Genomic DNA, 19,923 nt, shown 5'->3' with positions numbered 1-19,923 from the left:
ACGATCAGTTATCACGCTCAGTTACCGCGATACGTCGAAAAGAGACGTTGCTGCACCGTCGCCGGCGCGCCCGCGTCCGACGAACTGGCCTTCGCGCCGCCGACGTCTTGCGAACCTTGCGCCGAAGCGGTGACGATCGTCGAGTCCTGGGGCACGGTCTTCGGATAGGTGACGTCGTTCTGGTTCAGGAGGCCTGCTTTTTGCGCGGCTACGAGTTCGGCGCGCACCTGAGCGCGCGTGACCGGACCGTTTGTCTGCTGGGCGAACGACAGTGCCGGAACGATAAGAGCGGATGCGACGACGACTGCGGAAAGAAGCGATTTCATGACGACCTCCAATTGATTGTGTGGTGGATCGGTGTGAACCGCTTTCCCGATCCGTTGAACGCAGTCTATTTCTTACGAGGTCAGTAAAAAAGCGGCTTTCTGGCGAAATATTATTGCCAGTTTTGAGATAGTGAAAAAGGCGCTTTTCCGCGCCGGGACGCGGAAGCGCCTATGATGAAATCCGGTCCACGCCCGCGCCTGCAAGCCGCGCGGCACCTGCGACCGATGCCCAGGCGCGGACACATCCGGGCGGACCGCCGCGGCGGGCATCATCTTTGGTCGAGCAGCGTGCGCGGCAAGGCACAAACAGGAGAGAGCAATGAAGCGCAAGGCATCGGCAGTCTGGCAAGGCGGCCTGCAGGACGGCAAGGGCTCGATTTCTAGCGACAGCGGCGTCCTGAAGGACACCCAGTACTCGTTCGCGACGCGCTTCGCGGACGGCATCGGCACGAATCCGGAAGAGCTGATCGCGGCTGCGCATGCGGGATGTTTCTCGATGGCGTTGTCGGCGGAGCTGGGCAAGGCCAACATCACGCCGGAGCGCATCGGCACCACGGCCACCGTCACGCTCGACAAGGACGGCGGCGGCTTCGCGATCACCGCGGTGCATCTCGACGTGACCGTGAAGATTCCGGGCGGAGACAAGGCCGCGTTCGACAAAGCCACCGCGGACGCGAAGGCCGGGTGCCCCGTGTCGAAGGTGCTGAATGCGACGATTACGATGGATGCGAAGCTCGAGACCTGAGCCCCGCTGTCACTGTGAGCGCGCAACGAAGCCGGCGACGGGCCATGTCCGCCGCCGGTTTTTTGATGCCGGTTGTCGTATGAACGGATGACCCCGACGCGAGTAGGCCTACGGAATGCCATCCTTGATTTATTGAACATCCAGTCATAATATCAACGGACCGACGCAACCAGGCAACAAGGTCATCGCAATTGAGTCATTCAAAGCAAGCCGCGAAAAAAGCCGGCGAAACGTGTCAGCGCGGCCGTCCGCGCGAGTTCGACACGGCCACTGTGCTGGCGAACGCGAGCCAGGTGTTCTGGGATCACGGCTACCACGCGACGTCGATCGACGATCTGTGCAAGGCCACCGGTCTGCTGCGCGGCAGCCTGTACGGCGTATTCGGCGACAAGCACGGCATCATGCTCGCCGCGCTGGATCATTACTCGGAAGGCGCGGTCGCGCGGCTTGCGCAGCGACTGAGCGCGACGGCCGAGCCGGAGCAGGCGCTGCGCGACGCGCTGCTCCACTACGCGAGGGTGTCCTGCGCATTGAGCGGCCGGCGCAGCTGTTTCATTACGAATACGACGCTCGAAATGCAGCCCGATGACGAAGTGCTGCGCGCGCGCGTCGCCACGATTCAGCGCCGCATGGCGACTTTGCTCGCGGCGGCGGTGATCCGCGGTCAGGCGAGCGGCGCATTCGATTCGACGCTCGACGAAAAAGCCGTCGGCGATTTCCTGCTATGCGTGATGCAGGGCTTGCGGGTCATGGGGCGGGTCGCGCATCAGCAAGATGCGCTGATCGGTATCGTCGATGTGGCGATGCGCGCGCTGGTGTAACGCCTCGTCCGCGAGCAGTGGCGCAAAAATTTTTTAACCAATTTTTGAACGATCGGTCATGAAACGTGAGGCAATCAAGTCCGCTTCGGCGGCATTCGGTGGGTCCGTCAGTTGTGCGGCGAGCGCAGCCGTGAGCGGTCCCGGCCCGGCGATGGCCGGCATGGCTGTCGCCGCCAAAGCGTCGGCGCCCGGCTTTCAGCGCCAGGCGCTCGCGCTCGCCGTGCTGTTCGTCGGCGCCTTTCTCGCGCCGCTCGATTACTTCATCGTCAATCTGGCGCTGCCGTCGATTCACACGGGCCTCAACGCGAGCGACGCGCAACTGCAACTCGTCGTGTCGGCTTATGCGTCCGCCTACGCGGTGCTGCTGATCACGGGGGGCCGCCTTGGCGATCTGTTCGGCCGCCGTCGCATGTTCATGACGGGCATGGCGGCTTTCGTGATCGCGTCGGCGTTGTGCGGCTTCGCGACGAGCGGCCACATGCTCGTGATCTCGCGCATCGTGCAAGGCATCGCGGCCGCGGTGATGGCGCCGCAAGTGCTCGCGACGATTCGTGCGGTCGTGCCGTTGCATCAGCAGACGCGCGTGATGAGTCTGTATGGCTTCGTGTTCGGCTTGTCGTCGATCGTCGGGCAACTCGGCGGCGGCGCGCTGATCACGTATCACCCGTTCGGGCTCGACTGGCGCGTGATCTTCCTGATCAACATCCCGATCGGCATCGCGGCGTTCATCGGCACATGGAAGTTCGTGCCGGAGAACCAGCCGGCCACGCGTACCGGCGTCGATCTGAAGGGCGTCGCGCTGCTGTCGGCGGTGTTGCTGCTCGTCATCTATCCGATGACGCATGGCCGTGAAGCGGGCTGGCCCGCGTGGACCTTCGCCATGTTCGCACTCGCGGTGCCGGTGTTCGCGCTGTTCGTCGCGACCGAGCGGCGCGTCGAGCGCGCTGGCGGCCATCCGCTCGTCGATCTGCAACTGTTCCGCAATCGCGCGTTCGCGCTCGGTCTCGTGCTCGCGTTCCTGTTCTATTGCAATAGCGCGTTCTTCCTGACCTACGGCATCTTTCTGCAAACCGGCCTGCACTGGACGCCGCTCGCGTCGGGCATCGCGATCATGCCGTTCGCGCTCGGCTTCGTGATCGGGCCGTTGACGTCGCCGGCCGTGGTCAAGCGCATCGGCGCCCATGTGCTGACGCTTGGTTTCTCGATGATGACGCTGGGCTTCACTGCGACCGGCTGGTCCGCGACCCGATCCGCGACGCCCGATCTGCTGTTCTACTGCGGGCTAGTGTGCGCGGGCGTCGGACATGGTCTGCTGTTGCCGTCGATCATGCGCATCGTGCTGCAGGAGGTGGTGCCCGAGAAGGCCGGGCTTGCATCGGGTGTGGTCTCGTCGACGTTGCAGATCGGCTCCGCGTTCGGCACCGCGGCGATCAGCGGCGCGTTCTTCGGGGCGCTCGGCGGCCGTTCGGCACCCGCCTCTTATGCGCACGCGTTCCAGCTGAGCCTCGCTATCAATGCCGTGCTGATGTTCGTGTGTATTGGCCTGAGCGTGCTGCTGGTACGTCATCAGCAAGGCGTGCGGCGCTCGGTGGCCCCGGCAGTTTGAAATTAATCCGCTGGTAATCGTTTTCATTTGTTAGCTTGCTGAAAAAAATTGTTCAATTTGAACGAAGCGGTATAACCAACTGCATCGTATTTACCGGCGATCTACTCGTTCACAGATAATTCTGATTTTGATCAAACTGGCTCATTCCGATTAACGGCTCGACGACATCGCATCAGCTTTTTGTAATCAGACGAAATCGACCTCGCATTTTCTACCGGCCTGCAAACGGCCTACAGTAAGTGTTGCGTTTGTGCGGTAGCGCACATAGGGTTAGCCGCAAGGTGTCGCGATGATTGTTTTTCGGTAATGCCGAGAACTTTAGCCAGCGAGCATGGACTCCGGGTCTAGTGAAAACGGTATCAATAAAAAAGCGCTTGCCGCGTTTAAATTCGATTGTTAATCTGTCTTAACTTTAGAGTGTACGTTCAACAGGTCGGAGTCGATAAAGCCGGGCTCAACTTAATAAACGCTCAAGATAGGGGGACCCAATATGCTGACCGCTACCATTGACGCATTCCAGACAACATCCGCCGCCGCCTTCAATGTGGGCGACGTCGTCAAGTTAAAAGAAGGGGGCCCGCGCATGACCGTGACGTACGCAGGTCCGGTCGCGCTGAATCCCGGCGACTGGGTGATCTGCGAGTGGTTCGACGAACACGGCGAACTGCGCCACGAAAGCTTTGCCGCGCAAGCCGTGCGTGCGGAGCCGCGCTCCATTCCGGCGGGCTCGGTACAGTGGAGTCGCATCGGGCGCGCGGCCTGACTGACGCCCCTGAGTGACGCCCGTGCACGTCAATCAATCGGTTTCCTGTAGTTCGTTTGCTGCTCGTCTTGCTCGAGCCGCCCGAATCGTTTCAGCGCTCGGGCCGGTCGCGCGCGGCCTCGCGTCGCCGCACGCGCAGCGTCAGCGCCGACGAAAACGCGCGCAAGGTCGACACCTTGCGTGTCGCCACGACGTCCCGCGCGAGGCTCTCCGCCGGATTCGGCTGTAGCGCCCAATACAGCGCGAGCAGCCAGCCGAGCACGGTCCAGCCCAGGCAGGCATTGAAGAGCGCGAGCGTCAGCACGTCGCGGCGCTTGCGCCGGTCCGCGATGATCGCCGGCAGAAAATACAGCGCCAGCGCGAACGCCGCGCCGATGGCCTGAACGGCCACGTTGCCACCCATACAAGCTCCCTGATGCACGATGCATGTAGCGATTGTCGCGCGAATGGCGGCCGCGCGCCTCGCACCTGCGCGTTCCAGTCTCCACCCCAATCACCGCAAGGGGTTCAGCCCGACACGCATCGGGACTATCATGATCGTTTCGACCGAACAGTACTTCACGGACCCGATCATGATCACCGACGACACGACCCAGCAGGCTCAACTCAACCCGGACACGCTACGAGAATTCGTCGAGCGCAAGTGGAACGACGAGATCGTGCCCGCGCTGACGGACTACATCGCGGTGCCGGCCAAGAGTCCGGCGTTCGATCCCGACTGGGCGAAACACGGTTATCTGGAGCGCGTGATCACCGACGCGGCACAATGGGCCGAGCAGCAACCGGTGCGCGGCCTGAAGCTCGAGGTGATCCGCCTGCCGGGCCGCACGCCGGTGATCTTCTTCGAGACGGCCGCGACGCGCTCGGGCAGCGACGAAACCGTCGTGCTCTATGGCCACCTCGACAAGCAGCCCGAGTTCGATGGCTGGCGCAACGACCTCGGTCCGTGGACGCCGAAGTTCGAAGACGGCAAGCTCTACGGCCGCGGCGGCGCGGACGACGGCTACGCGATCTATGCGAGCCTGACGGCGCTCGCCGCGCTCGATGCACAGGGTGTCGAGCGTCCGCGCTGCGTCGGGCTGATCGAAACCTGCGAGGAGTCGGGCAGCTACGATCTGCTGCCCTACGTCGACGCGCTGCGCGAGCGGCTCGGCAACGTCGGGCTGGTCGTGTGTCTCGATTCGGGCGCGGGCAATTACGATCAGCTGTGGCTGACCACGTCGCTGCGCGGCCTCGTCGGCGGCGATCTCGAAGTGCAGGTGCTCGACGAAGGGATTCACTCGGGCGTCTACGGCGGCATCGTGCCGTCGAGCTTCCGCATCATGCGGCAACTGTTCGACCGTCTCGAAGACTCCGCCAACGGCACGCTGCTGCCGAAGGGCTTCCACTGCACGGTGCCGGCCGATCGTCTGCGCGAAGCGGAGGCCGCCGCAAAGATTCTCGGCGATGAGGTCTGGAAGAAGATGCCGTGGGCGTGCGGCCAGGACGGCCGTCAGGTGCTGCCCACCACGACCGATCCGCGCGAGGCGCTGCTCAATTCGACGTGGCGTCCGTCGCTGTCGGTGACGGGCGCGGCTGGCTTGCCCGCGCTCGCCGACGCCGGCAACGTGCTGCGTCCGCGCACGGCGTTCAAGCTGTCGCTGCGGCTGCCGCCGACCATCGAAGCGGAGAAGGCGGTCGCCGAACTGAAGACGCTGCTCGAATTCGATCCGCCGTACAACGCGAAGGTCACGTTCAAGCCGGATGCGGGCGCGGCGAGCGGCTGGAACGCACCGGAGGTCGCGCCGTGGCTCGCCACCGCACTCAACGATGCGTCGCGTCAGCACTTCGGCGCCGACGCGGCCTACATGGGTCTCGGCGGCACGATCCCGTTGATGAACGTGCTGAAGGCGGGCTTCCCGAAGTCGCAGTTCATGGTGTGCGGCGTGCTCGGGCCGAAGTCGAACGCACATGGGCCGAACGAGTTCCTGCACGTGCCGTACGGCAAGAAGCTGACGGCCGCGGTTGCCGAAGTGATTGCCGCGGCGCCGTGAGTTCTGGTTTCGTTTGAGTGGGGCTCGGGCGTGACCCGGGCCCGCTGTTTATCGATGCTGCTTTGATGCAGCTGTTTTTCCCGCCGTTTCATTCCTTCCGTTCGAACCTCACCGACACGCTGAATGACCGACTCCCAGACTGCCCAAACCACCACGCCCCGGATTCCGGCCGATCAACTGCATGGCTACGTCAGAGCGATCTGGGAGCGAGCGGGCAGTACGCCGCGCGAAGCGGAGCTGGTGGCCGATCACCTGGTGGCCGCGAATCTGACCGGGCACGACTCACACGGCGTCGGCATGATCCCGCGCTATGTCGAATCGCTCGCCGACCAGCAACTGCAACTGAATCGACACGCCGACGTCGTGAAGGACGCGGGCGCGGTACTGACCGTCGAAGGCGGCAAGGGTTTCGGTCAGGTGATCGCGTTCGAGGCGATGGAGCGGGGCATCGAGCGCGCGCGGCGGCTCGGCGTCTGCGCGGTGGGCTTGCGCGGCGCGCATCATATCGGCCGCATCGGGCATTGGGCCGAGCAGTGCGCGCGCGCCGGGCTGGTGTCGTTTCACTTCGTCAACGTGGCGGGCGATCCGCTCGTCGCGCCATTCGGCGGCGCGGACCGGCGCATCGGCACGAATCCGTTCTGCGCCGCTTATCCGCGGCCCGGCAAACCGCCGCTGGTGCTCGACTTCGCGACCAGCACGATCGCGTTCGGCAAGACGCGCGTCGCTTATAACCAGGGCAAGCACACACCACCCGGCGCGCTGATCGATCACGAAGGCATGCCCACGCTCGAACCGAAAGTCATGCACGAAGCGCCGTTCGGCGCGCTGACGCCGTTCGGCGGCTACAAGGGTTTCGGGCTCGCGGCGATCTGCGAGATTTTCGGCGGCGCGCTGTCGGGCGGCTTCACGACGCATGCGGACACGCTCGGTACCACGCACGCGATCATCAACTGCATGCTATCGGTGATCATCGATCCCACCGCATTCGACGCGCCCGATGCGCAAGCCGAAGCCGATGCGTTCCTCGCGTGGGTGAAGGCGTCGCCGCTCGCGGCGGGCGCGGAGCGCATCTACGAACCCGGCGAGCCCGAGCGCATGACGCGCGCGCAGCGTGAGGCCGCCGGCATTCCGATCGACGCGGCTACGTGGACGCAAATCCACTGCGCGGCGCGCGCCGTCGGGATGGATGAAGACGAAGTGGGTGGTTGGTCCGCGCGCCTCGGCTGAAGCGCGCGACGGCAGGGCTCAGGCGATCAGTCTGAGCTTGCGCCTATCGAGCAGCCAGCGCTCGAACTCGGTGGCGGGCATCGGCCTCGCGTACAGGAAGCCCTGCACGTAATCGACGCCGAGCCCCTTCATGAAGGCTTCTTCCGCCTCGGTTTCGATCCCTTCGGCGACCACCTGGAAATCGAGCTCCTGCGCGACGGCGACCATCGAGCGCACCAGCGCCTGTGCCTTCATATCCGCGTGGATCGAGCGCGTGAAGCTGCGGTCGAGCTTGATCACGTCGAGCGGAATACGGCCGAGTTGCGACAGCGACGAGTAGCCGGTGCCGAAGTCGTCGAGATGCACCTGCGCGCCGAGTTGGCGGAACTGCTTGATCAGCTCGATCGCGGCCGCTTCGTTTTCGATCAGGCAGCTTTCGGTCAGTTCGAGGTCGACGAGGCATGGATCGAGACTCGCGTGCTGCAATGCCTCGGTGAAATGGCGGACCACGGCTGTATCCGTGAGCTGTCGCGCCGACACGTTGATCGCGACGCGCAGGTCATAGCCGGCCGCTTTCCAGCGGGCCGCCTGTTTCGCTGCGGTTTCCATCACCCAGCGGCCGAGCACGCCGATCAGTCCGGATTCCTCGGCATAACGGATGAATTCCGCCGGCATGATCTGGCCGCGCTCCGGCGAATTCCAGCGCACCAGCGCTTCGGCGCCTTGCACGGCGCCCGTCGCGAGGTTCAGCTTCGGCTGATAGTGCAGCGCCAACTGGCCTTCGTCGAGTCCGCGGCGCAGATTCGTGTCGAGCCACATGAACTCCGCGACGCGGCGATTCATGTCCGGCGAGAACACGCGATGCGTGCGCTTGCCTTCGTCCTTCGCGACGTACATCGCCGTGTCGGCCGAACGGATCAGCGATTCGAGGGTTTCGCCATGCTCGGGCGAACGCGCGATGCCGATCGAGCAGCCGGTATAGACCTCGACGAGCCCGACAGCGAACGGCATGCGCATACGATCGAGAATGCGCTGCGCGGTGTTTTCCAGTTCATGCGCGAAGCCCTTCGCCGCGAGCACGATGAATTCGTCGCCGCCCAGACGCGCGAGCGAGTCGCCCGGATTCAGGCAGTCGCGGATCGCGTCCGACACGTCGCAGATGAGGCGGTCGCCGAACACGTGGCCGTAGTGATCGTTGACCTTCTTGAAGTTGTCGAGATCGAGAAACAGGACGCCGACGGTTTCGCCCGGCGCCGCCAGTTCGATCGCGATCTGGATGCGCTCCTGGATCGCGTTGCGATTGGCGAGGCCAGTGAGCGGGTCGGTGGTGGCCTGCTCGATCAGGCGGTCCTGCGCGAGCCGTTGCTCGGTGATGTCGGTACCCGAGCAGATCAGGAACTGCTCTTCGATGCCGCTGCCGCTGCGCACGAATTTGTTGCGAAACAGGAACAGCCGTTCGCCGTGCACCGTTTTAATGCGCCGTTCAATCTCGTACGGTTCGCCACGATTGAAAAAATTCGCGCTGACCTCGTTCGAGACCCGGTCGTCGTCGGACGACATGAACAACGTCCAGACGCTGCGGCCGATGATGTCCTCTTCGCTGAGCCCGGTCAGCTCCTCGGCGAGCCGGTTGAAGCGCTGTATCCGGCCGTTCCGGTCAACGATCACGACGACCGAATTGACCTCCGAGACGACCTGTTCAGCGAACGACAGACCGTGCAGCAGCGCTCGCGCGACGGATTCGGTGTCGCCATCGGCCGACGCGGTGCCGCCCCAGCCATGACAATCGAGTTTCTTGCCGACCAGATGCAGCCGCAGCGGCGCGGCGTCCAACTGAACGTCGACGACGACGTGGGAGGTCACGCCGCTCAGCGCGCGGACCTGGGAAGCTTGAGAAGAGGTGAGGGAAATGGCGACGCCGACAGCCGCGTGGCCGTGCGCAGGCACGAGTTCCAGCGTGTCGCTGGCGGCCGCCAGGCGCCAGCAAGGGCTGCTCGTGCCGAACCGCGCGTGAAGCACCTGGTCGTGTAGCTGGTCGCTCATGAAATCCCCGGAGTGTGCCGGCGGTCCGTAGCAAGGCGGGCGGCGGCAGACAGTCTTCCTCATACTAAAGTGAAACTGCCTCATTGTATCTAAGCGTGACAATTCGAGCGAAGAATCATTAACGTTTTGCTAAGCATGAGTATGGGCCGGCGCGGCCGCGCGCGGCGCGATTATTACCCGCCAGAACGACGCCACGATGACGTTGCTAGAGGCGGCGCGCCAGCAGCGCGCGGGCGCGTTCGCGTTCGGGCGGGTTGGCGTCGAGCGCCGCGTCGAACCGGAACTTGCCGGCCACCAGCGTGGCCGCCACCACGCCGTCGCGATACAGCACGCGGTTTCCGGTCACGGCCGGCATCTTGTCGCCGACCAGCAGCGTGCCGACGAGATTCAGCGGATCGGTCCCAGCAACGCAAATAAGTGCACCGTCGTTCGGCTGCCGGCGCACCTCGCGCAGCAGCGGAATCGCCTCGGGCAGCGCGAACTGCTCGCCCGCGAGTCCGTTGACGAACCGCCCGCCGCGGATCACGCCGCGCGCCTCGAGCCGCTGCAGAACGCGCAGCAGATCGCGCCACGGCGGAAGCCATTCGGCCTCGCGTTCGAGCACGCGCCAGAACACGACACCGTAGCGGCGCAGCAACGTCATTGCGACGTGTTCGAGCGCCTCGGGCGGCAACTGGCGCCGCCGTTCGGGGGGATTTTCCGGCGCAACGGCGGGCGGACGGCTCACGAGCGCCCAACGCCCCGCGTCGTCCATGCCGCCGATCAGCGCGCTCGCTCGCGCGCGCCGGCTGCTGGAAAATGCGTTGCGCTTGGCGACCGGCTTCAGCAACGCGCGCAAGCCCGCGAAGCTGTCGGAGTTCGCGAGGCCGGCCGCGACCAGCTCGCCGAGCGCGTTTTCGAGCTCCATGCGCAGCACGCGCACCTCGGCGAGCAGTTCGTCGAAGAACATCGCGCCGTGTTGCGCGAGGGTGTCGTGCACGCTTTGCGCGAGCGCCGACAACTCGACCTGGCGCGCCGGATCGAGCAGCGCGCGCCACGCACGCAGCTGGACGCGCGGCAGCAGCACGATCGGCGTGCCGCGGACCGGACCGGCGGCGCCGCGCGCCCGCTCGGTCAGGCGGGTCCAGACGATCTTGCCGGCGCGGCATAGCTCATCGAGCGAACTGCTGGTGTAGGCACGCACGCGCGCGGGCAGGATGTCTTCCTCCCACGCGCCGGCCGCAGCCTGGAAGCCTTCGAGCTGGTCGAGCGCGGCGGCGAGCGCGTCGCGGCCTTCGGCGCGCGACGTCGGCGCCAGATGCTGAGCCGTCGGCGTCAGATGCTGAGCCGTCGGCGTCAGATGCTGTGTCGTCGGCGTCAGATGCTGAGTCGTCGGCGTCAGATGCTGAGTCGTCGGCGTCAGATGCTGCCATTCGAACAGGAAGCGCATGAAGTCGTGCCGCTCGACCGGCTCGATCTCACGCCGCAGCCGCCTCACCGTGTAGCGGTGGATGCGTGCGAGCAGGTGTCGTTCGCACCATTCCTCGTCGCTCGTGTGCGGCGTGAAGCGGCCGCGCAACAGATAGCCTTCGGCTTCGAGCCTGATCAGCGCCTGTTCGATCCGGTCGGCCGGCAAACCGAGCGGGCGCGCGATCGCCTCGACCGTCAGCGGGCCGAAGCCGGTCAGCCGCGCGCGCAACACGTCGACGAGCGCGTCGTCGGCGCTCCAGTTCTCGGTGTAGCCCTTCGGGGCGCTCAGCGGCGGCATGTAGCGATTGCGCGCGATGCCGGGGTACAGCGCTTCGAAACAGGTCAGGCGTTCGGCGGGCAGCCACAGTGCGCTGCCGCTGTCGCTGGCGCTGTCGCTGGCGTTGTCGTTGCCCGTGCTCGCGTTGGCTTGCGCGGCCAGCGGCAAGCGCGTCGCCCGGCCGGCTTTCGCCAACGCCGCAAGCAGCGTCGGCCAATCCTCGTGCGCGAGCGCCTCGGCCCCGGTGATGCACGCGAGGCCCGTCAGCGCTTCGTGCATTTCGTCGGCGTTGCGCGCCTGCGGCCACGCCTCGTCGCGCACGCTGTCGATCGCGGCGGCGTCGAGCGCGCCAAGATCGTCGGCGCTTTCAGGGTCCGTCCAGCGGCGGTTCAGCACCGCCTGGGTGCGGCGCTCCTCGATCGGCGCGTCGTCGAGATACGCGTAGGGCTTCGCGGTCAGGATTTCGGCGGCGAGCGGTGACGGCGCCGGCAGATCACGCGCGACGAGCCGCAACTCGCCGCGCTCGATGCGGCGCAGCAGCGCGAGCCAGCGTTCGCTGTCCATCGCGTCATGCAGACAGTCGTCGATGGTTTGGTCGACTAAGGGGTGGCGCGGCACCTCGCGTTCGCCGACGACGTTCTCCAGACACGCGGCCTGCTCGGGAAACACGCTCGCGAGCAGATCCTCGCTGCGCATGCGCTGCAGTTGCGGCGCGGTCTTGCGGCCGCCCGTGTAGCGCGGCAGGCAGAGCGCGGTCGTCGCGTTCCAGCGCCAGCGCACGCCGAACAACGGCGCATCGAGCAGTGCCTGGATCAGCAGACGTTCGGCGCTGTTCGAGTGCAGATAGCGCCAGACCTCGTCGAGCACGAACGAGTGGCTGCCGGTCAGCGACAGCACGATCGCGTCTTCGGTGGCGGCGGCCTGCAACTCGAAGTTGAAGCTGCGGCAGAAGCGCTTGCGCAGCGCGAGCCCCCACGCGCGGTTCACGCGGCTGCCGAACGGCGAGTGGATCACGAGCTGGGTGCCGCCCGATTCGTCGAAGAAGCGCTCCATCACCAGCGTGCTCTGCGTCGGCAGTACGCCGAGCGCGGCGCGGGCACGCGCCAGGTATTCGACGATCTGGCGCGCGGCGGGCTCGTCGAGCGCGAGCTCGTCGGCGAGCCAGGCGATGGCGTGGTCGAGGCGCGCGGTCGTGGGTTCGGCTTCGCTCGCGGGCAACGTGGCTGCGGCGGTTGCGGACGCCGTTGTGGTCTGCGTCGCGCTCTGCGCCACGGCAGCTTTCGCTTTGCGTCCTCTCTTTGCCGCGGATTTCGCGGGCGTTGCGGCTGCTTCGAATTGCGCCGCGGCGATTGGCACCGACGCAACCGCGTGTGACGCCGGTTCGCCCTCCGTCAGCAAACGCTCGACCTGCTCCCGCAATCTCGCGACCGCGAAAGACAGCTCGTCGCTGCGCCCCGGCGCCTCGCCGAGCCAGAACGGAATGTTCGGCGGTTGCCCTTGTGCGTCCTCGACCCGCACCCGGCCACTCTCGATTCGCAGAATCCGATACGACGCGTTGCCGAGCTGGAACACATCGCCGGCGAGGCTTTCGACCGCGAAGTCCTCGTTGACGGTGCCGATGTTGATCGCCTGCGGTTCGAGCACGACGGCGTAATCGGCGTTTTCGGGGATCGTGCCGCCCGACGTCACGGCGACCAGCTTGCCGCCGCGCCGGCCGCGCAGCGTGCCGCTTACCGCATCGCGATGCACGTACGCGGCGCGCGGACCGTGGCGGCTCGTGTAGCCCTCGGCGAGCATGCGCAGCACCGCGTCGTATTGCTCGCGCGACAGATCCGCGTACGGCGCTGCGCGCCGCAGCATGTCGAACAGCGCATCCTCGCTCCACTCGGCGCTCGACACTTCCGCGACGATCTGTTGCGCGAGCACGTCGAGCGGCGCGCGCGGGATGCGTAGCGCATCGAGTTCGCCACGCCGCACGCAATCGAGCAGCGCCGCGCATTCGAGCAGGTCGTCGCGCGAGGCGGGAAAGAGCCGCCCCTTCGGCATGCCGCCGACGTGGTGGCCCGAGCGGCCGACGCGTTGCAGGAACGGCGCGATCGCGCGTGGCGAACCCATCTGGCAGACGAGGTCGACGTCGCCGATATCGATGCCGAGTTCGAGCGAAGCGGTCGCGATCAGCACGCGCAGCTCGCCGCGTTTCAGGCGCTGTTCGGCGTCGAAACGATGTTCTTTCGCGAGACTGCCGTGATGCGCAGCGACCGCGTCCTTGCCGAGCCGCTCGGTCAGATGACGCGCGGCGCGCTCGGCCATCCGGCGCGTGTTGACGAAGATCAGCGTGGTGCGATGCTGCGCGACCAGCTCGGCGAGCCGGTCGTAGACGCGCTCCCACACTTCGTTGGCCATCACCGCTTCGAGCGGCACCGGCGGGATCTCGAGCGCGAGGTCGCGCGCGCGGACGTGGCCGACGTCGATCACCGCGCACCCGGCCGGTACGTCGCTCTCGAGGCTCGCGCCGCCGACCAGAAACCGCGCGACCGCGCTGACCGGCTTTTGCGTCGCCGACAGCCCGATGCGCGGCAGGCGCCGGGCGCAGAGCGCGTCGAGCCGTTCGAGGCTCAGCGCGAGATGACTGCCGCGCTTGCTGCCGGCGAGCGCATGAATCTCATCGACGATCACCGTGCGCACCGTCGCCAGCATGCGGCGGCCAGAATCCGAGCCGAGCAGCACGTACAGCGACTCGGGCGTCGTCACGAGAATGTGCGGCGCGCGCTTTTTCAACGCATTGCGTTCCTGCTGCGTGGTGTCACCGGTGCGCACCGCGGTGCGAATGTCGAGCGGCGGCAGGCCGAGCCTGTCGAGTTCGGCGGCGATGCCTTGCAGCGGCAGTTGCAGATTCAGGCGGATGTCGTTCGAAAGCGCCTTCAGCGGCGACACGTAGACGACCAGCGTTTCGTCGGGCAGCGTGCCGCCGTTCGCGAGGCCTTGCGAGACCAGCTCGTTCAGCGCGGACAGGAATGCGGTCAGGGTCTTGCCGGAGCCCGTCGGCGCGGCGACCAGCGTCGAGCGGCCGCTGCGGATCTGCGGCCACGCGGCGGCTTGTGCGTCGGTCGGGGCGGCGAAGGTTTGCTGGAACCAGTTGGCGACGGCTGGGTGAAAACCGTCGAGCGCCTGCTGGGCTGGCGGTAAGGCTGGCGCGGCGGGGCGCGCCGCGCTCGCGGTGGAGCGGGTCTTGCGGGAGCGGGGCGCCGCGTCGAGTGCGGCGGAAGTCTTTGCCGAAGTCATGCTTGTGCAGATGAGGGCGGCGCGGGGGGATATCCAGTCGGTACCGGGCAATGTCGACCGTTTTGGCGGTTGTGGGTCATTCCACGCTGACGGCGCAATAGCCGTCAGTCTCGCAGGTTTTCGCGGCTCGTGCGCGGCGCATCGGGCTTCGCGCCGCTGCTGGAATTCGTAGTCTTTGCGGCGTGTGTGCCACTCCTACCAACCTCCGCCAATTCCAGTACGCTTGACGACTCTTCCTGCACCCACGATGGAGCGTCGACATGCGATATAACCAGTTGGGCCGTACCGGTGTGTTTGTTTCAGAGTTGTGTTTGGGCACGATGACCTTCGGCGGTGGCGAAGGCATCTGGCGGCAGATCGGCGATCTGCAGCAGAACGACGCGGAGCGGCTGGTCGGCCGGGCGCTCGACGCGGGCATCAATTTCATCGACACCGCCGACGTTTACGCGGGCGGCCTGTCCGAGCAGATCACCGGCCAGGCGCTGAAGAATCTGCAAGTACCGCGCGACAAGGTCGTGATCGCGACCAAGGTGTTCGGCCAGACCGGCGAGTTCGCAAACGCGCGCGGCGCGTCGCGCTATCACATCCTCGACGGCATCAAGGCGAGCCTGAAGCGTCTGCAACTCGATCACGTCGACCTGTATCAGATCCACGGTTTCGATCCCGCCACGCCGATCGAAGAAACCGTGCGCGCGCTCGATACGCTCGTGCAGCACGGCCACGTGCGCTACGTCGGCGTGTCGAACTGGGCCGCGTGGCAGATCGCGAAGGCGCTCGGCATCGCCGAGCGGCTCGGCACCGCGCGCTTCGAAACGCTGCAGGCGTATTACACCCTCGCGGGCCGCGATCTCGAACGCGAACTCGTGCCGATGCTGCAAAGCGAAGGCCTCGGCCTGATGGTGTGGAGTCCACTCGCCGGCGGTTTGCTGAGCGGCAAATACGGACGCGAGCAGCAGGCCGAGGCGGGCAGCCGTCGCACGAACTTCGATTTTCCGCCTGTCGATCGCGAGCGCGCGTATGACTGCATCGACGTGATGCGCAAAATCGCTGCAGCGAAAAACGTCTCGGTCGCGCAGATCGCGCTGGCGTGGCTGCTGCATCAGCGTGTCGTCAGCACGGTGATCGTCGGCGCGAAGAAAATCGAGCAGCTCGACGACAACATCGCGGCGACCAACGTCGCGCTATCCGCCGATGAGCTCGCGAAGCTGGCCGAAGTCAGCGCGCTGCCGGCGGAGTACCCCGGCTGGATGCTGGAGCGGCAGGGCGAGCAACGCCGGCAGCAACTGGCCGAGGTTCGGCACGTCGTGCAGCGATAACGCGACGGCGTACTCGCGTTCGCCCTGGAAGCCCGAATCTTCATCGATGGGCCGCGCGAGTTTCATGCTCGCGCGCGTGGGCCTGAGGCGGGTCGACTGGAAAAAACGCCAACTCGTGAAGACGATCCACCGCTCTCAGGTTCTCCGCGGCCATTTCGTTTCGGCACTCGCTCAGGTCTCGACGTCCGCGAGACTGAAAGTCTCGCACGACGATTCAGTTCTGAGAACGGTCATCGGGCCGGTACGCGTTTGATCGATCGCTTCAACAAGGGCCGCGCGCCGCATCGCCGGACATGATCGGTCGATGCGGCACGTAAGGACGGACGATGACTTGGCGGTCGCTGCGGCTAATCATCAACCTCGCTTACCCCTGCGTATGCGCGGCGACCGCGTCCAGCGTGCGCGCCGAGTACACCAGCGTCGCGCCCGCGTTGATTGCCATCGCGACGCCGAGCGCTTCGGCGATTTCCTCGCGGGTCGCGCCGTGCTTCAGCGCCTCGGCCGTATGGACCGTGATACAGCCGTCACAGCGCAGGCTGACCGCTACCGCGAGCGCAATCAGCTCGCGCATTTTCGCGCCGAGCAGGTCGGTCTTCTGACCGGCGCTCGACATCGCCTGATACGCCTTCACGCTTTCGGGCGCGAGCTTCGTCATTTCGCCGATACGGCCGAACAGTTCCTTGCGGTAATCGATCCAGTTCAACATCGCAGTGCTCCTTGGTCCGTTGCGCGCCGGCGGTTGCCGGCGTCGTGGGACAAAGTATTGCGCCGCGCCGCGATATCCTGAATACTCATTCGACTCAACTTTTAGCGCGCTCGTCTCATGGACACGCTCAGTCGCCTGATCGACCTTGCCCGGCCTCAAGCGAGTCTCGATCTTCGCTGCCTGCTATCAGGCGCATTCGACATCGATCATGCGCCGCTGGAGGCGGGCGTCGCGCCGTTTCATCTGGTGCTCGACGGCAGTTGTGTGATCGAGACCGCCGCCGGCGAGCCGCTCGAATTGCGGGCCGGCGATTTCATGCTGTTTCCGCGTGGCGCCGCGCATCGCATGCGCGACGTAAAGCGCTCGGCGGGTGGCCTGCCGTTGACGCTCGGGCATGACGGCATGCTGCCGGTGCGGCGCAACGATGGCCACGAAACCACTGCCACGGCCGCGCACGCGCCCAACGACAGCGCGGTTCATGACGGCGTCGATCTGCTGTGCGGCCGCTTCGTCTATGCACCTGGTTCATCGGCGTTGCTGCTCAATGTGCTGCCCGATCCGCTGCACGTATCGCTCGGGGATGCGCAAACGCTCGATGCGTTGCAGGCGGTGATCACTCTGATGCGCGGCGAAGCGGAGCGGCGTCAGCCTGGCGCGCTCGCGATCGTGACGGCCTTGAGCCACGCGCTGTTCGCGATGGCACTGCGCGTGCACGGCGAGCGCAATGCGAACGGCACCGGGATGCTCGCGTTGCTGACGGACGCACGCCTCGGCGCATCGGTGCAGGCCATGCTCGACGCGCCCGAACGCGCATGGACGATCTCTGAACTCGGCGAGCGCGCGGCGATGTCGCGCGCGACCTACGCGCGCCACTTCAACGAGCGCGCGGGCGTGACCGTGATGGATTTTCTGACGCAGATCCGCATGGCGATCGCCAGCGATCTGCTGTTGCGCACACAACGCAGCGCGGCGGACATCGGCGAGGCGGTCGGCTATCAATCGGAGGCGGCGTTCGGCAAGGCGTTCGCGCAAAGCGTCGGTGTGACGCCGGGACGTTACCGGCGCCGCACACCAACGGACGATGCTCTGGATGAGTGACTAAAGACTCAACGCGTGGGCGATTCTATCTGGGCGGTCCGCCCTTGCTGAACACGCGCCTTTCGAACGACGCCATCAGTCGCGCGACCACGAGCGCGCAGACCGTGCCGAGCGTCACTTCGGCAAGCCGCAGAAAGGCCTTGTCCCACGCCGTGCCGATGCCTGGCACCAGCAGCATGATCGTCGCGGTGATGCCGCCGAGGCGCGCTGCGCTGCCGACGTTGACGACCCAGCAGATCAGGATCGCGACCGCCACGGTCGCCGCGTACGCGGCAAAATGGCCGCCGCCCGCGAGCGTGCCGATCAACCCGCAAATACCGCCGACCATCGCACCGATGAACTGGTCGCGCGACAGCTTGCGGGTGTCGATATAACTATGCTGACTCACCGCGATCGCGGTGATGGCGGCCCAGAACGCCTGCTCGGTGTGCAGCGCGCGACCGATGCCGAACGCGAGACTCGCGCCTGCCACGGCCTGCACGGCCATGAAGCCGCCCTCGATCAAGCGGTCGCCGAGCGGCAGCGTCTTCAGGAAAGCGAACAGCGCATCGGCGGCGTGCGTGCGCGAGGAAGGGCTTGAATCGTCGGACGGAGTCATCGGATTAAGGCGGCTCGGCTGGACAGGGGGTCCCGTATTCTAGCGGCTCCGCTTCACGCTTCCACCGCGAGCTAGATCGTGCCGAACAGCGCGCGCGGCCGGTCGCGTAGCGTGTGCGCGAGAATCTGCAGGCCACGCGTCAACTGCTCGCGCGACTCGGCGCAAGCGAGGTTGATGCGCACGCCGTGCTCGACCGTCGAGCGATCGACCGCGAACGCGGATGCGGGCATCGTGTTGACCCCGCGCGCGAGCGCGTTTGCCGCGAAGTCGTCCGAGCGCCACGGCGGCGGCACGCGCAACCACACGAACATGCATGCGGGGTCGCTCTTCAGATGCTCGGCGGGCAATAGTTCGCGCGCGCCAGATCGAATCACTGATAAGGGGGACGGTCGTGCAATATGACCCCCCCTTCGAAAACACCATCCCCCCCTCCGAAAGGGGGGGGATTTGAAAGGCGACTGGCTCTATCTTTCTTCTCGAAATTCACAATGCATACGGGGCCGGCGCCGCTGGCCGCTCACGCCGACCTGGTGCCGTAGGCGATTTTTTATGTTGGCTTTTTCGTCCTGTTTGAACTGCTTGCTCGTGTGAGTGGAATTCCAGATGCGAATGTCTTTCGCCGCATCTGTCGAGCGGGCCGGTCTTCAAGTCGCCAGGGCGAAAGAAAAAAGGTGATAGATGAATATCCTGTTGGTGGAAGACGATCCCGCGCAAGCTGATTCGGTCGAAAGGGAAATCGGGCAATCCGGGCATCGAATAAACAAGGTCGAGCGGGGCAAGGACGCAATCAGTTTTCTTCAGGCCAACGAGGTCGATCTCGTGGTGCTCGACTGGGAATTGCCGGGCATGAGCGGCTTCGAGGTGCTGTACTGGATACGCCGTCACCTGGGCCGCGAACCCGCGGTGCTGTTCGTGACTAGCCGACTTCTGGAAGTCGACATCGTACAGGCGCTGGACGCCGGCGCGGATGACTACGTCGTCAAGCCGTTCCGGGCCAAAGAGCTGGGGGCACGGGTAGGCGCGCTGTTGCGTCGCACACGACGCAGCATCAAGGTGGAAAGTGCAATCGCGGTCGGGCCGTATGTATTCGACGTCACGCAGCGCAGTGTTTTTCTGCACGGCGAATCGATCTTGTTGACGGAAAAGGAATTCGACGTGGCGGCCTATTTCTTCGCGAACGTCGGACGGGTCGTTTCCAAGCGGCTTCTGGCGAAGCTTGCGTGGGGCCGCGAGCTGGATAGTACGTCGCGCACGATCGACACGCATATCTACCGGCTGCGACGCAAGCTGGCCCTGCATCCGGACAACGGCGTGCGATTGACGACCATCTATACGCACGGCTACCGCCTCGACGAGGCCGATGCCGGCAGCGCGGAAGCGCAAGCGCCGGCGAGCACCGAGCCGGAAGACGCTGTCGCGGAGAAGGACAGGTCCGAGCAGGGCGCGCAAAGCGATCTCCGCTAGCGATCCGACACGAGGCCATGAGCGACCTGAAGCGGATTGCGCTGGTCGCGCCTCGTTGCGCGGCGACTCATTGAGTCGTCATACGGTTCGGCGTATCTTCAAAGCAAATTCACAACGACCCTCCATGCCTCTCACGGATAGCCGGTGAGAGGACACCTCATGAATACAACCGCTGATAGTTTCGAGCGTG

15 protein-coding genes and 1 pseudogene are annotated in these 19,923 nt (G+C 65.5%); 9 read left to right on the top strand and 7 right to left on the bottom strand.

Annotated features, from left to right (window positions below):
• Window positions 1-17 precede the first annotated feature (17 nt).
• On the bottom strand, window positions 18-326 hold the full coding sequence (locus OKW38_RS26230) for a DUF4148 domain-containing protein (protein WP_429333784.1): 309 nt from the start codon (window positions 324-326) through the stop codon (window positions 18-20).
• A 319-nt stretch (window positions 327-645) separates the two neighbouring features.
• Here OKW38_RS26230 and OKW38_RS26225 point away from each other — a divergent pair, with 319 nt between their 5' ends.
• From OKW38_RS26225 to OKW38_RS26210, 4 genes are all read left to right on the top strand, one after another.
• Window positions 646-1,071, top strand: a complete 426-nt coding sequence (locus OKW38_RS26225; protein ID WP_429333785.1) for an OsmC family protein — start codon at window positions 646-648, stop codon at window positions 1,069-1,071.
• 191 nt (window positions 1,072-1,262) lie between these two features.
• Window positions 1,263-1,892, top strand: coding sequence for a TetR/AcrR family transcriptional regulator (locus OKW38_RS26220; RefSeq protein ID WP_187610801.1), 630 nt, complete (start codon window positions 1,263-1,265; stop codon window positions 1,890-1,892).
• A gap of 58 nt (window positions 1,893-1,950) precedes the next feature.
• Window positions 1,951-3,498 (top strand): MFS transporter, encoded by a 1,548-nt coding sequence (locus tag OKW38_RS26215; RefSeq protein WP_429363859.1) that lies wholly within the window; start codon window positions 1,951-1,953, stop codon window positions 3,496-3,498.
• 490 nt (window positions 3,499-3,988) lie between these two features.
• Complete coding sequence (locus tag OKW38_RS26210) at window positions 3,989-4,261, top strand: YodC family protein (protein ID WP_090809708.1); 273 nt, start codon at window positions 3,989-3,991, stop codon at window positions 4,259-4,261.
• A 91-nt stretch (window positions 4,262-4,352) separates the two neighbouring features.
• On the opposite strand, the gene OKW38_RS26205 is transcribed toward OKW38_RS26210, so the two are convergent.
• Window positions 4,353-4,664, bottom strand: coding sequence for a superinfection immunity protein (locus OKW38_RS26205; protein ID WP_429363857.1), 312 nt, complete (start codon window positions 4,662-4,664; stop codon window positions 4,353-4,355).
• 169 nt (window positions 4,665-4,833) lie between these two features.
• On the opposite strand from OKW38_RS26205, the gene OKW38_RS26200 reads away from it, so the two are divergent.
• Window positions 4,834-6,294 carry a M20 family metallopeptidase gene (locus OKW38_RS26200; protein ID WP_429365537.1) on the top strand — a complete coding sequence of 487 codons (1,461 nt, stop codon included), beginning with the start codon at window positions 4,834-4,836 and terminating at the stop codon, window positions 6,292-6,294.
• Between the two features lie 123 nt (window positions 6,295-6,417).
• Entirely contained in the window at window positions 6,418-7,521 is a 1,104-nt protein-coding gene (locus OKW38_RS26195) for a malate/lactate/ureidoglycolate dehydrogenase (protein ID WP_429363855.1), read from the top strand.
• A gap of 18 nt (window positions 7,522-7,539) precedes the next feature.
• Here OKW38_RS26195 and pdeR read toward each other — a convergent pair whose 3' ends face one another.
• Window positions 7,540-9,543, bottom strand: a complete 2,004-nt coding sequence (gene pdeR, locus OKW38_RS26190) for a cyclic di-GMP phosphodiesterase (RefSeq protein ID WP_429333788.1) — start codon at window positions 9,541-9,543, stop codon at window positions 7,540-7,542.
• A 205-nt stretch (window positions 9,544-9,748) separates the two neighbouring features.
• Window positions 9,749-14,551 (bottom strand): DEAD/DEAH box helicase, encoded by a 4,803-nt coding sequence (locus tag OKW38_RS26185; RefSeq protein WP_429363853.1) that lies wholly within the window; start codon window positions 14,549-14,551, stop codon window positions 9,749-9,751.
• A gap of 260 nt (window positions 14,552-14,811) precedes the next feature.
• Between OKW38_RS26185 and OKW38_RS26180 the strand changes: the two genes are divergently transcribed.
• Window positions 14,812-15,867, top strand: coding sequence for an aldo/keto reductase (locus OKW38_RS26180; protein ID WP_090809718.1), 1,056 nt, complete (start codon window positions 14,812-14,814; stop codon window positions 15,865-15,867).
• Window positions 15,868-16,231: 364 nt separating this feature from the next.
• Here the strand turns inward: OKW38_RS26180 and OKW38_RS26175 are convergent, their stop codons facing one another.
• A complete protein-coding gene (locus tag OKW38_RS26175; RefSeq protein ID WP_429363851.1) occupies window positions 16,232-16,573 on the bottom strand; it encodes a carboxymuconolactone decarboxylase family protein in 342 nt (113 codons plus the stop codon).
• 117 nt (window positions 16,574-16,690) lie between these two features.
• Between OKW38_RS26175 and OKW38_RS26170 the strand changes: the two genes are divergently transcribed.
• Entirely contained in the window at window positions 16,691-17,671 is a 981-nt protein-coding gene (locus OKW38_RS26170) for a cupin domain-containing protein (RefSeq protein WP_429363849.1), read from the top strand.
• 25 nt (window positions 17,672-17,696) lie between these two features.
• On the opposite strand, the gene OKW38_RS26165 is transcribed toward OKW38_RS26170, so the two are convergent.
• A complete protein-coding gene (locus OKW38_RS26165; RefSeq protein WP_184047257.1) occupies window positions 17,697-18,269 on the bottom strand; it encodes an FUSC family protein in 573 nt (190 codons plus the stop codon).
• A gap of 71 nt (window positions 18,270-18,340) precedes the next feature.
• Window positions 18,341-18,628, bottom strand: a pseudogene (locus OKW38_RS26160) (PLP-dependent aminotransferase family protein); the annotation flags it as partial.
• A gap of 319 nt (window positions 18,629-18,947) precedes the next feature.
• On the opposite strand from OKW38_RS26160, the gene OKW38_RS26155 reads away from it, so the two are divergent.
• Entirely contained in the window at window positions 18,948-19,733 is a 786-nt protein-coding gene (locus tag OKW38_RS26155; RefSeq protein ID WP_090809728.1) for a response regulator transcription factor, read from the top strand.
• Window positions 19,734-19,923 lie beyond the last annotated feature (190 nt).

This window comes from Paraburkholderia sp. MM5496-R1, from assembly GCF_050436205.1.
GTDB lineage: Bacteria > Pseudomonadota > Gammaproteobacteria > Burkholderiales > Burkholderiaceae > Paraburkholderia > Paraburkholderia tuberum.
This window is presented reverse-complemented; position numbering and strand designations above follow the sequence as displayed.